At 72.6% G+C, this 12,131-nt stretch carries 13 protein-coding genes; 4 read left to right on the plus strand and 9 right to left on the minus strand.

Features of this window, described 5'->3' with window-relative positions; translation table 11 throughout:
• Positions 1 to 25: 25 nt before the first annotated feature.
• The 3 genes from Gocc_RS01790 to gmd are packed head-to-tail and all read right to left on the minus strand — an operon-like array spanning position 26 to position 3,724.
• Entirely contained in the window at positions 26 to 2,110 is a 2,085-nt protein-coding gene (locus Gocc_RS01790; protein WP_147281153.1) for an ArnT family glycosyltransferase, read from the minus strand.
• A gap of 20 nt (positions 2,111 to 2,130) precedes the next feature.
• Complete coding sequence (locus tag Gocc_RS01795) at positions 2,131 to 2,676, minus strand: hypothetical protein (protein WP_114794813.1); 546 nt, start codon at positions 2,674 to 2,676, stop codon at positions 2,131 to 2,133.
• 40 nt (positions 2,677 to 2,716) lie between these two features.
• Positions 2,717 to 3,724: a GDP-mannose 4,6-dehydratase gene (gmd, locus tag Gocc_RS01800; RefSeq protein ID WP_114794814.1), complete on the minus strand. Its 1,008-nt coding sequence runs from the start codon at positions 3,722 to 3,724 to the stop codon at positions 2,717 to 2,719.
• Between the two features lie 568 nt (positions 3,725 to 4,292).
• On the opposite strand from gmd, the gene Gocc_RS01805 reads away from it, so the two are divergent.
• On the plus strand, positions 4,293 to 5,543 hold the full coding sequence (locus Gocc_RS01805) for a sigma-70 family RNA polymerase sigma factor (RefSeq protein WP_114794815.1): 1,251 nt from the start codon (positions 4,293 to 4,295) through the stop codon (positions 5,541 to 5,543).
• Positions 5,544 to 5,661: 118 nt separating this feature from the next.
• Here Gocc_RS01805 and Gocc_RS01810 read toward each other — a convergent pair whose 3' ends face one another.
• From Gocc_RS01810 to Gocc_RS01825, 4 genes are all read right to left on the minus strand, one after another.
• Positions 5,662 to 6,111 (minus strand): hypothetical protein, encoded by a 450-nt coding sequence (locus Gocc_RS01810; protein ID WP_114794816.1) that lies wholly within the window; start codon positions 6,109 to 6,111, stop codon positions 5,662 to 5,664.
• Positions 6,112 to 6,176: 65 nt separating this feature from the next.
• On the minus strand, positions 6,177 to 6,479 hold the full coding sequence (locus Gocc_RS01815; protein ID WP_114794817.1) for a hypothetical protein: 303 nt from the start codon (positions 6,477 to 6,479) through the stop codon (positions 6,177 to 6,179).
• 172 nt (positions 6,480 to 6,651) lie between these two features.
• Positions 6,652 to 7,278 (minus strand): alpha/beta hydrolase, encoded by a 627-nt coding sequence (locus tag Gocc_RS01820; protein WP_114795136.1) that lies wholly within the window; start codon positions 7,276 to 7,278, stop codon positions 6,652 to 6,654.
• A complete protein-coding gene (locus Gocc_RS01825; protein WP_220150390.1) occupies positions 7,275 to 8,240 on the minus strand; it encodes a VOC family protein in 966 nt (321 codons plus the stop codon). The genes Gocc_RS01820 and Gocc_RS01825 overlap by 4 nt, the downstream gene beginning before the upstream one ends.
• 33 nt (positions 8,241 to 8,273) lie before the next feature.
• Between Gocc_RS01825 and Gocc_RS01830 the strand changes: the two genes are divergently transcribed.
• The 3 genes from Gocc_RS01830 to Gocc_RS01840 are packed head-to-tail and all read left to right on the plus strand — an operon-like array spanning position 8,274 to position 10,979.
• Positions 8,274 to 8,738 carry a MarR family winged helix-turn-helix transcriptional regulator gene (locus Gocc_RS01830; RefSeq protein WP_114794818.1) on the plus strand — a complete coding sequence of 155 codons (465 nt, stop codon included), beginning with the start codon at positions 8,274 to 8,276 and terminating at the stop codon, positions 8,736 to 8,738.
• Positions 8,739 to 8,751: 13 nt separating this feature from the next.
• Positions 8,752 to 9,894, plus strand: coding sequence for a glycosyltransferase family 4 protein (locus tag Gocc_RS01835; RefSeq protein ID WP_114794819.1), 1,143 nt, complete (start codon positions 8,752 to 8,754; stop codon positions 9,892 to 9,894).
• Positions 9,891 to 10,979: a lysylphosphatidylglycerol synthase transmembrane domain-containing protein gene (locus tag Gocc_RS01840; protein ID WP_181813286.1), complete on the plus strand. Its 1,089-nt coding sequence runs from the start codon at positions 9,891 to 9,893 to the stop codon at positions 10,977 to 10,979. Before Gocc_RS01835 ends, Gocc_RS01840 begins: the two co-directional genes overlap by 4 nt.
• An 83-nt stretch (positions 10,980 to 11,062) precedes the next feature.
• Here the strand turns inward: Gocc_RS01840 and Gocc_RS01845 are convergent, their stop codons facing one another.
• Positions 11,063 to 11,674 carry a cyclodeaminase/cyclohydrolase family protein gene (locus Gocc_RS01845; RefSeq protein WP_181813287.1) on the minus strand — a complete coding sequence of 204 codons (612 nt, stop codon included), beginning with the start codon at positions 11,672 to 11,674 and terminating at the stop codon, positions 11,063 to 11,065.
• 41 nt (positions 11,675 to 11,715) lie between these two features.
• A complete protein-coding gene (locus Gocc_RS01850) occupies positions 11,716 to 12,126 on the minus strand; it encodes a cyclic nucleotide-binding domain-containing protein (RefSeq protein WP_114794821.1) in 411 nt (136 codons plus the stop codon).
• Positions 12,127 to 12,131: the final 5 nt, after the last annotated feature.

A 12,131-nucleotide genomic window follows, 5' to 3' on the forward strand; every position in this document is an offset into this window, starting at 1 on the left:
ACGATTCCGGGAGCTGGGTAGGAGCTCACGCGCCGGCCCCACGAACGAACTGGATCGAGAGGAGGTTCGAGTAGCCGTGTGGGGCATCACGCCGCGGGGCGACCCAGGCTTGGAAGAAAACGGGGTCGCGCTGGGGTTGGACGGAGCGCACGACGAAGTGGGCGGCGCCGTCGCGGTCGGTCAGCTCGCGCACCGGGCTGGTGCCCTCTGGGAGCCCGTTGATCGACGCCTGTCCGGGGATCAGCGCGTGCTGCCCGTAGACCACCTGGGCGAGAGCAACGGGCACGCCGGGTCTGCGGAGTGGGTTCCCGAGCCGGCCGACGAGCCGGACGGTGATCGCCACACGCCTGCCGGCAGGGACGGGGCGATCGACGGCATCGGGTGTGAGCACGAGGTGCTCGGCGGACGGTGGTGAGAGCCTGCTGGCGCTGACGGTGTCCGGCCTGCGCGTGAACGCCTCGAGCACGAATCCGCCCGTCAGCGCGGGCATCGAGTCGGTGTTGGGCGCCCGCAGGAAGAGCGTCCGCGTCTGATGGGCGGGGATCACGCGCGGGCGCCCCGGGTCGGGCATCTCGTACCAGAAGGTGGTCAGGTAACCGCCCTTGATCACCGTGAAGTGCGGCTCGAGCGGCCTGCCGGAGGTGTTGGTGACCCGGACGCGGATGCCGTCGATCGACCCCTGCTGGCCGGTCGAGAATGCGTCGAGGACGGCGATCTTCAGGGGCGGGGCCGTGGAGAGGGCGAGGACGACCGTGCCGAGGAAACAGGCGCCGATACCGGCGAGGATCGAGGCGCGCAGGCGGCGGGCCGGGAGCGGGAGGCGAGCCGGCGCGGGTCTGACCGTTGTCGCCGCCAGGAGCGCGACGGGGGCCATGTCAACGAGGTAGCTGGCGAACGAGCGTGCGGGCCAGAAGAAGACGAGCGCGACGAGCGGCACCCAGGCGCGCTTCAGGCTCGGGTAGAAGAGCGCGAACGCGGCCAGGGCGCCGATCAGGGCGGTTGCGCCGGCAAGCTTGTAATAGAGCATGATGCCGCCGAGACCCTCGAAGAGGGCGAGGTTGACGAGTCCCTGCCCGCCGGCGACCATCGGGCTGACCAACGGGACCGTGACGGCACGCACCCAGGCGACCGGGTCGGCCGCGATGTAGGGGCCGTTTGTCGCGATGAAGACGGCGCCGGCGACCGTGAGGTAGCGGGCGGGCTGCCAGAGCCAGCTGCCACCGCGGCGGCGCGACTCGTGAGCGACGCCGACCAGCAGGAAGGGGAGCAGGAACCAGGGCGACTGCTTGACCGCCATCGCCAGCCCCAGCGCGACGGGGCCGATCCAGCGCGCGAGGCCACGCTCGTCCGGGTCGCCGTAGCGATCCCAGCGCCAGAGGGCGACGAATACGAACGGGAGGAACATCGCGTCGGTGACCCCGCCGACGACGAAGGAGGCGTAGGTGATGAAGCTCATCAGGATCCCCGCCGTCCAGCCCAGCCCGCGGGGCAAGAGCCGCCAGAGCAGCACGAACGCTCCGACCCAGAAGACGAGGTTGCTCAGCACCGCCGCCTGCATGTGCAGGCCAAGGAGCAGTGAAGGGATGTAGAGCAGGAAGGCGAGCGCCGGATAGGAGACCGAGTCGACCGGCGTTCCGTCGAGCAGGTAGGTGTGGTAGATCGACGGGACGAGGAAATGCTGCAGCGAGGGCGCCATCGACTCGAGGTAGGGGTTGCGCCCCTGCAGCACGAGCTCGGCCGCGTACTGGCCGAAGGCGATCGAGTCGGTGCCGTAGGCCGGCTGCAGCACGATTTGCAGGTACCCCCAGAGCAACACCCCCGCGCCCAGGAGCGTGACCAACGCACCCTGCTCCCAGGTTCGCAGGCCGCGCGGCGCAGCCCAGACTCGCCAGCAGGCGATCAGGCCCGCCAGCGTCAGGCCGACCGCGGCGACATTCATCCAGGCGACGACCACCGAGCCGGTCCAGAGGCGAATGCCCCAGAAGATGACGAGCAAGGCGCACAGCGACCAGCCGCTCCGCTCCGCCGGGCCGGTGAGCTCGCCGCGCGCGGCCCGGGCCGCCGGAATCTCCCGGGGCTGTGCCACCTCGCCCGTCGGGCGAGGTGGCACAGGCTCTAGCGTGGCTGCTCTCACCGGGCGGCCAGCACCGCGAACTCGGAGGGGCGGTTGAACTGGATCGTCACCGAGCCGCGAGCGAACCTGACGAGCCTGCTCGGGATCGCGACGAACGCGCGCTTGGCTGCGCTCCAGCCGACAACGCGGTCGCCGGGCTTGACGGCCGGGTTCTTCAGCGTGACGGTCATCGGCCGGGCGGAGATGCGGCCTTGGATCGGCATCCCTTCGGTGGTCGCGGCGCGTACGGCGATGCTCGCGTGGGCTTGTCCGGGCAGGCGGGCCCGCCGCGTGTTGTCGGCACCGACGAGCGTGAGCTGCACGGGAGACTGGAGCGCGCCGGCCGGAATCGCGACGGCCACCGAGGTGCTGCCGGTGCGAGCGGTGAGCGAGCCCCCGCTCGAGCTGCGGGTCGCGCTGGCCAGAACCTGCGAGAAGGCGCCGGAGCCGGCCGGGCCCGTGGCCGGGGCGGGCCCGTAGCCGGCACGCCCGGCCTCCGCGGCCGCTGCCACGCTGGCCATGGCCAGCGTGCAGCCGAGCAGCGCGATCTTCGATCTCTTCATCTCGTTCCTCCTACGGTTGGATGTGTGCTGAGCGAGTGGTTCAGGCGGCCGCGGCAATGGCGGTCAGCGATGCCGGCAGCTTCCGCAGCTCGCGGTCGAGATCCGCGTCGACCATCATCGAGATGAGCTCCTCGAATGCGACCCGCGGCCTCCAGCCGAGATTCGTCCGCGCCTTCGTCGCGTCTCCCTTGAGCAGATCGACCTCGGCCGGCCGGTACAGCGCGGGATCGATCACGACATGCTTCTCCCAGTCGCCGATGCCGGCGCGCCGGAAGGCGATGTCGACCAGCTCGCCCACCGTATGGGTCTCGTTGGTCGAGACGACGTAGTCGTCGGGCTTGTCCTGCTGCAGCATCAGCCACATCGCCTCGACGTAGTCACCGGCAAAGCCCCAGTCACGACGCGCTTCGAGATTCCCGAGACGAAGCTCGTGCTGGAGCCCGAGTGCGATCCGGGCCACGGCGGAGGTCACCTTCCGGGGCAGGAACTCGGGCCCCCGCAGCGGCGACTCGTGGTTGAACAGGATCCCGTTGCAGGCGTAGATGCCGTAGCTCTCGCGGTAGTTGACCGTGATCCAGTAGCCGTAGACCTTGGCCACTCCGTAGGGGCTGCGCGGGTAGAACGGCGTCGTCTCCCGCTGTGGGACCTCGGCGACCTTGCCGTACATCTCGCTCGAGGAGGCCTGGTAGAAGCGGATCGTCGGATCGACCACCTTGACCGCCTCCAGGCAGCGCGTGACGCCGAGGCCGGTACACTCGCCCGTCTGCGCCGGGGTCTTCCACGACTCCGGCACGAAGCTCTGGGCGGCGAGGTTGTAGAATTCCGCAGGCGCCGCGTCGTTGACAGCGTTGATGATCGAAAGCTGGTCGCCGAGATCGCCCTCGACGAGCTTCACGTCGTGCACGATCCCAAGCTGCTCGAGGCGGTCGAGATTCGGCGTCGAGTTCCGTCGAACGAGGCCAACGACGTCGTAGCCTTTTCCGAGCAGATATCGGCTGAGGTAGGCGCCATCCTGTCCCGTTATCCCGGTGATCAATGCCCTTGTCATTTCTGGCCCATTCCTTTCGTAGCCTCGGACGCACGAGCCGAGGTCGTGACCGATCTCGCTCGATGACTGCGTAAGAGAAGAGCTCGTGGTCGGTCCTGCGGTCGGCGCCGCAAGATCCCCCGTCGGGGTCACTCCGGGCCGGCTTCCCGCGCAGGAGATCGTCGCGTAGCGGCGGCGCTCACAACCGGAGGCTGGTCGCGCACGAGCGCGATCTCACGCCGATCGAGTCGTTGCATCCAGAACACCGTCCCGGGCGCCGTGGCCCGTGAGAAGGCCCGTCCTTCGGCGCGACCGAGCGATGGGCGCGAGCTGCCTGTGCCGTTCGCCGTCGAGCGCTGCCCCGGCGGGCACCGATCGGGGGATCTTCGGAGCTGCCGCGCAGGAAAGGCGACGGTCGGCTCTCTAGCCGTTCGAACAACGCCCCCCGCAAAGGACCGGTCGTGAAATCGCCTCCCGCAGCTCTCGCGGCCATCGCCGCTCTCGCGCTCCCGTCGCTCGCCTTCGCCGGCGGGCGGACGGGCATCGCCCTCACGGCGGCCCCACTCGCAGCCGATATGCCTTCTTGACGATGGCCGCCTTCGAACGCACGCCGGCCCATCCCGGCAACTCCCCGGCTCGCGACGGAAGCGACCCAGCGGCACTTTGCATCGGGCGGCTGTACGAAGAGCACTCCCGGATGATCCGGGCGCTCTGCCAGCTGCTGCTGCGCAACCCGTTCGACGCCGAGGACGCCGCCCAGCAGACGTTTCTCTCGGCCTTCGGGAGCCTCATCGACGGCACCGTCCCGAAGCTGCCCGCGCCCTGGCTCGCGACGATCGCACGCCGCGAGTGCTGGGCGCGCACGGCGCAGCGGCGGCGCCAGCCGGTGGCCCTCGACGAGAGCAACGCCCCCGCCTCGGCGGCGGACAATCCGCTCGACGAGGCCATTCGCAACCTCGACCTGGCGGCGCTCTGGCGCGCGATCAACGACCTGCCTCGCAAGCAGCGCACCGCCTTCCTGATGCGCGAGTTCGCCGGACTCTCCTACGCCGAGGTGGCCGAGGCGCTGGGCGCGACCGAGTCAGCCATCGAATCGCTGCTCGTGCGCGCCCGCCGACAGGTGCGCGACGGCCTCGAGCCTGCCGTGCGCGCCGCGAACCTCGTTCTCACTCCGGTCGTGCTCCTCCAGCACCGCCTCGGACGCCTCCTCGGCGAGCGCGGAGCCGCCACGGGAGCAGCGGCGACCGCGGGGATTCCCGCGGCGGCCAAGCTCGGAGCCCTCGTGGGAGCTGTTGTCGTCGGCTCGGCCGGGATCGGGGGCGGCGTCCTCTACGACCGCACCACGGCCCACCGTGCCCCCCTCGATCTCTCCGCGCGGACCCCCGCGCCGAATGCAGGCACGGTCTCGAGCGCTCTCGACCGGCTGCTCGGAGAACCGGTGGCCGGCAGTCTGTTCCCGCTCACGAGCGGCCGCGACCCACTCGGCAGCCCGCCCTACGCGTCCGACCGCGCCGCCGTCCCCTCCGGCGGCATCAGCCCCGCCGGCGCGACCACAGCCGGCAGCGCCCAGGCGCCGAGCGAAGGAACATCGACCGGCGCTGCCGGCACCGATTCCAACCCGGCAGATCCTGCAGCCGACCCGACCGCCTCGAGCAACCCGAGCTCCGCCGCCGACTCGCCGGAAACGACAGACACCGCGCCGACCGACACGACGCCACCCGCCGACATGACGTCCAGCGTCGACACCACGCCGACCCTCGATCCGGCGCCCGCGGACAGCTCGCCTACAGCCACGGATGACCCGGCGACAGCGCCCACCGACACCACCGCCGGTCCCTGACGCGAACGCGGGCGAGGACCTCTCGTAGGCACGGTGAGGTAGGTGACTCTCACACGGCGGCCGCGTCCGGGAAGTGGTCTCGAGCTCTAGGGCGCGGTATCGACCGCTTCGTGATGGATCAGCGGAGCAGCCTTCCGGCGGCGACGAGCAGCCTGTTCCCGGTCTTGGCGTAGCGCGCGCCGTCTTCGGCGTACGTGATCGAGGCCGCACGCTGGTGGGCGAGGCGGGCGCGCCCGCTGGCGGCCCACATGCTGCCTGCGAGGGAGTAGTACGTGTACGCCGTGAGGGCGAGACGGCGCGCTCGGCGACCCTTGGCCGTCGTGGGCTCCTGGGCCGCGATCGCCGAGCGGGCGCGCAGCGCGTCCCGGTGGAACCGATCGGCGCTGTAGGTCATTCGGCGGGGGTGGCGCCGACGGGCCGCGAGCGCGACCGACCTCCCGTCCGCGCTGATCTGCTTCGACCAGGTGTTCAGGGTCGTGCGCAGCGTGGCGGCGCTCGCGCCGGCGCCCGCCGCGAGTGCCAGCGGGAGCGCGACGGTCGCGACGAGCAGAAGCGGTACACGGTGCATGGCGCAGTCCTTTCTCGACGGGAGGAAGGCGGGCCCGCGTGCGGGCTCTCCTGGGACGGCGCCTGCTAGCCCTCCTGGCCGCTCTGGCCGTTGTCGCCCTGCTCCTCGCTCTGGTCGTTCGGGCCCTGCTGGTCGCCGCTCTGGTCGTCGGCGGCCGTGCTTGCGGCCTCCGCCTGGACGTCGTCCGCGGCATCGGCGACGTCGTTCGCCGCGCCCTGCTCGTCGACGCCCTGCTGGCCGCCCTGCACGTCCGACGTGGCGGTCGAGGTGTTTCCCGCGGGCGTCGTGTCCGCCAACGCCGAGGCAACGCCCAGGCCGGCGGCGATCACACCGGCGGCCATCATGATCCCGATCTTCCGCTTCGACATCTCGTCCTCCTTCGTCTGTCGCGTCTGGTCGCGCGTTCACCCGGCAAGAGCGCCAGCAGCCGAGAAACATGCGCCTCACCGACGAGAATCCCCCGAACGGGGCCCGGCCCAGCCAGGCGCCGTGTCCGCGCGCGAGCGCAGCTACCAGCTCGGTGACGAAGACTTCCAGCCGCTACGTCGCGGCCGCGACGAACGCCTGCAGCTCCGGCAGCACGCGAGGGTCGATCGTGTGCGGCAGCGGCGACTCGCGCCAGAGCACCTCGGCGCCGGCTGCGCGCACGCGCTCGGCCGCCGCGCGACCGAGCTCGACAGGGATGACGGGGTCGTGCGACCCGTGCGCAACCGCGATCGGATAGCCGTCGAGCGCCGTCAGGTCGAGCTCGAGGCCCTCCACCTGCGGCATGAATCCCGACAGAGCCACGATCGCGGCCGGCCGCGGCCGGCCGGCCGCGAGCCCGAGCGCCCAGCTCATCACCGCCCCCTGCGAGAAGCCGCCGAGCACGACGCGGTCGACGGGCACCGGCAGGGAGTCGAGGAACGCGGCCGCCTCCGCGAACGTCGGGAAGAACGTGGCCGGATCGGGCGTGGGGATGCCGCCGAGCCGGTACCAGTGGGCGCCGCCCGGCGGCAGCGCCAGCGGCCCGCGCGGCGTGATCCCGAGCAGGCGCCGCTCGGGGTCGAGCGCGTCGAGCAGGGGGAAGAGGTCGTGCTCGTCGGCGCCGCGACCGTGCAGCAGCACGAGCGCCCCTTCGGGCTCGCCGGCGGCAGGGCGCTCGAGGAAGCGGAGCGCCCCGTTCATGCCGTCGCCCACGACGCGCGCGGGTCGGGGAGCGGCGTCAGCAGCGGCTCGATCCGGGGCCGCAGGTGCTCGAACGCGGGAGGCAGGATGAGCGCCTCGCCCAGGTGCTCCGGATCCTCGTCGACGGAGAAGCCGGGGCCGAGCGTCGCGATCTCGAACAGCACCCCGCTCGGCTCCCGGAAGTAGATCGAGCGAAACCAGAAGCGGTCGATGACGCCGCTGGCGCCGAGCCCCGCAGCCCTGACCGCGTCGAGCCAGGCGCCGTGCTCGTCCGTCGGGGAGGCGAAGGCGACGTGGTGCACCGTGCCGGCGCCGGGAACCCCGGCTCCCGAGCCCGGCGGGGCGTCGTAGGCGTAGACGCCGCCGCGAGCGCCGCCGCGCACCTCCCACGCTGCCGCTCCCGCCGGCGTGAAGCCGAGCGTCTGCTCGAGCAGACGCCGGCTCGCATCCGGGCTCGCGGCGAAGGCGCGCACGCCGTCGAACCCCTGCAGCGCGTGCTGCGCGGGGATCTCTGGGTGCCCGGCGACGAGCGGCGCGTCGCTCGTCTCGACGGCGGCGAGCTCGAGCCCGAGACCCTCCGGATCGTCGAAGCGGAGGCGCCCGTCCGCCCGGCGCGTCGGGGTGCCCGCGCCCTCGAGGCGCTGCTCCCAGAAGTCGAGCGCGGCCTCGGAGGCGACGCGGAAGGTGACGCGATGCACCATCCCGGCCCCCGCCCGGCCGCGGCGGGCGCCCGGATACTCGAAGAAGGTGATGTCCGCGCCGGGGCTGCCCGCCTCGTCCGCGTAGAAGAGGTGGTAGACGGTCGGGTCGTCCTGGTTGACCGTCTTCTTCACCAGACGCAGCCCGAGCACGCCGGTGTAGAAGTCGACGTTGCCCGGCGCGTCGCCGGTGATGCACGTGACGTGGTGGATGCCCTCGAGCCGCATCGGTCCTCCCTTCGTGGCGAAGTGTCGCCCCATCATGAATACTTGTCCAGGCAAGTAAGATAATTGTACATGCAAACACTTTCGCTCAACGGGCTCACTCCCGCAGAGCTCGGCGCCTGGCGCGGACTGCTGCGCGTGCACGCGCAGCTCGTGCGCGAGCTCGACCGCGAGCTGCAGGAGGAGCACGGCCTGCCGCTCCACGCCTACGAGGTGCTGCTCGTCCTCGAGCGCTCCCCCGGGGCGCGGCTGCGCATGTCCGAGCTCGCCGACGCGGTGCTGCTGAGCCAGAGCGGGCTCACCCGCCTCGTCGACCGGCTCGCGCGCGACGGCCTCGTCGAGCGGTCACGCTGCGCGGACGACCGGCGCGGCCTGCTCGCCCACCTCACCGCCGCAGGGCGTGCGCGGCTCGCGCAGGCCCGGCCCACGCACCTGCGCGGCGTCCGCGAGCGCTTCCTCGCGCACCTCGACGAGACGACGCTGCGGGAGCTCGCCGCCGTATGGGAGCGCGTCCTTCCCGGCGCGGCCTCCGAGTGAATAGGCTCCACGCGTGAAGATCGGCATCGTCGTGCCGTTCTCGTGGTCATTCTGGGGCGGGGTGCTCGAACACGCCGAGGCCCAGGCGGCGGCGCTCGAGGCGCGCGGCCACGAGGTGCGCCTCGTCATGGGCAACGACCCCCCGGGGCAGTTCACGCGCACCCTGCACCCGCGCGTCGGCCGGCACGGCGAGCCGCCCGCGAACGTGATCCCGATCGGGCGCTCGGTGATCGTGCCGGCCAACGGCTCGCTTCCCAACATCATCCTCAGCCCGCGCGCCGTCCTGCGCATCCGGCGCGTGCTCGAGCGCGAGCGCTTCGACGTCGTCCACCTGCACGAGCCGATGACCCCGGTCACCTGCATCGCGACGCTGGTGTTCGCGACCTCGCCCATCGTCGCCACGCACCATGCCTCCGGCGATCTCGGCTGGATGAAGCTCGGCATGCCGGCCTGGGCGTTTCTGATGGACCGGATCGACGAGCGCATCGCCGTCTCCGAGCGCGCACGCGCCTCGGCTGAACGCTGGCTCCCGGGCGACTACACGATCGTCCCCAACGGCGTCGTCCTGCCCGACGGCGTCGAGCCCGCCGGGCGCGAGCACACGATCACCTTTGCCGGCCGCCACGAGCCGCGCAAGGGCCTCCACGTGCTGCTGCGGGCCTGGCCGGCGATCCGGGAGCGTACGGGCGCCCGCCTGCGCGTGTGCGGCTCCGACCCGCTCGCCGTGCGCCTGCTGCTGACGCGGCTGCGCGTGCCGGACGACGGGATCGACATCCTCGGCTTCCTGCCCAAGGACGAGCTGACGGCCCTGCTGTCGCGGACGAAGGCGCTCGTGGCGCCGTCGCTCGGCGGCGAGAGCTTCGGCATGGTGCTGACCAACGCGTTCGCCTGCGCGCTCCCTGTCGTCGCCTCGGACATCCCCGGCTACCGGGAGGTGATCACGCCCGCGTCGTCGGTCGCCGTCGCGCCCGACGACCCGGCGGCGCTCGCGGACGCCGTCGTCGCGTTGCTGGCCGACGAGCCGCGCCGGGAGGCGATGGGCGCCGCGGCGCGGCAGGTGGCGGTGGAGAAGTACGGCTGGCCCGACATCGCCCGCCGGCTGGAGGAGATCTACGAGCGGGCCGTGCGGAAGGGCCGGAAGCCGGTCGCCGCGTGAGCGCCGGGCTGCGGCTGCTGAAGAGCCCGTGGGCGCGCGGCGTGCTCGTGCTCGCGCTGCTCGGCTCCGCGCTGCTCGCCCTCTGGTGGCGCGGCCCCGACTGGACGACCGTCTACCACGCCTTCGACTTCGTCGCATGGCGCTGGGTCGCGCTCGCGGTCGTGCTCAACCTGCTCTCGGTGCTCGTGCGCGCGATCGCGTGGCGGCTGACGATCGGCCAGGCGCTGCCCGACCCGCAGCCGTCGTTCGGGCACGTGTTCTCGTCGTTCGGCGTCGGGCTGCTCGGAAACGCGGTGCTACCCGCCCGTGCCGGCGAGCTCGCACGCGTCGCCGTCCTGCGCCGCCATCTGCCCGGCCACGGACGCGGGACGACGGCGACCCTGCTCGGCACCGTGTTCGCGCACCGGCTGTTCGACTTCCCCGCCGTCGCGCTCCTCGTCGCCTACGTCTTCGCGACCGCGAAGATTCCGCACTGGGCGCTGACCAGCCTCGTCGTGTTCGGGCTCGTCGGGCTGGCGCTGCTCTCGGCCGCGGTCATCTCCGTGCGGCGGGCACACGGTGCGGCGCACGCGCTCGACGCGGGCGTCAGCTCGCTCAGACGGCTGCTCGTGATGGGGCGGCAGGGGCTCGTGGTCCTGCGGGCGCCGCTGCCGGCCGCCGGCGCGGCGTTCTTCCAGCTCGGCGGCTGGGTCCTGCAGCTCCTCGCCGTCTACGCGGTGATGCGGGCGTTCGACCTCGGCGTGCACCTGCCGGCGGCGGGCCTCGTGCTGCTGCTGATGAACGTCGCCACGATCTTCCCGTTCTGGCCCGGCAACATCGGCCTGCTGCAGGCGGCCGTCGCGCTGCCTCTCGTCACCTACGGGGTCGCCTACGGCGTCGGGTTCGCGTTCGCGCTCGTCCTGCAGGCGGTCGAGATGTCGGTCGGCGTCGGCGTCGGGCTCGCCTTCCTCACCCGCGAGGGGCTCTCGCTCGCCTCCCTGCAGCGCATGGAGGAGGAGCAGGAGTACGAGGAAGACGCGATCATCGCGCGCGAGGCGGCAAGGGTCGGGTCCGAGGCAGCGCGCGAGCACACGCCGGCGCTCTGAGGGAGGGGCCGCCCGCGCCGCTCGATGAGCGCGGCCAGGCGGGGCCTGCAAGCGCGTGGCGTCCACGCTAGGCAGGGAGGAGCTCATGCGTCTCCCAGGGCACGGCTCCGGGCCGCCTCGGCGGCCGCGGCGAGACGGGCGGCGCGGCCGGAGTGCTCGCCCGCCGGGACGGTGGAGAGGTTCACGTCGACGAGGTGGGCGGACGCCCGCACCGCGGCCGCGGCGAGGATCGCGGCCGCGGTCGCGTCGGGGCGCAGCGTGTGCTTGCCCGCGGCCGCGGCGAGCGCCGCCAGCTCGGCGACGTCGGCGGCGGCGTCCGCGATGCGCAGAGGCACCTCTGCCGCCGCGATCAGCGCGCGGCCGAGCGCGAAGTCGCGCTGCTCGGGCGTCCTCCCCGGTACGTCGCGCATCGCGTCGAGCACGGCCCGGTACGCGCGCGTGTCCTCGTCTCCCAGCAGCTGCAGGCGCTCGCGCAGCCTGCGCGCCTGCGCGGCGATGCCCGGCGCCTCCTCCCACGTCGGCGTTCCGCGCGCGACCATGACGACGAGGGCCGCGGCCATGGCGGCGGCCGTCGCGGCCGCCGTGCCGCCCGAGGGAGCGGGCGCAGGCGCCTCGAGCTCGTCGAGGAAACGGTCGAGCGGGCTTGCCGGCGCGGCCACGGCCGGCGGAGATGCGGGATCCGTCTGTTCCGTCACGTCTCGAGGCGCCGTCGTCCGCGTTCGGCACAGTGCCCCGGCTAGCGCGACTCTGCCGCGCGGAGGCGCTCGGCGAGCGTCTCGAGCAGCTTCCACGCGAGCTCGGGGCGCTGCTCGACGAACGGCCGGAAGCTCCACACGGGGAGCGCATAGGCCACGAGCGGCATCGTCGCGACGACGGTTGCCGACCGGGCAGACTTGTCGACGAGCGCGACCTCGCCGAACGAGTCGCCGGGGCCGAGCGTGCCGACCTGCTCGCCGCCGACGCTGACCGTCGCCTCGCCGCTTGCGACGACGAAGAAGTTGAGCCCGTCGACGCCCTCGGTGGCGATCGCCGTGCCCGCGTCGAAGTGGCGCTCGATGAACTCGCCGGCGAGCCGCTCGACGGTCCTGTCGTCGAGGTCGGCGAAGAGGGGCACGGAGCGGATGAGCGCTGCCGAGGGCCGCGGCATGGCGC

The organism is Gaiella occulta, assembly GCF_003351045.1.
Classification (GTDB): Bacteria; Actinomycetota; Thermoleophilia; order Gaiellales; family Gaiellaceae; genus Gaiella; species Gaiella occulta.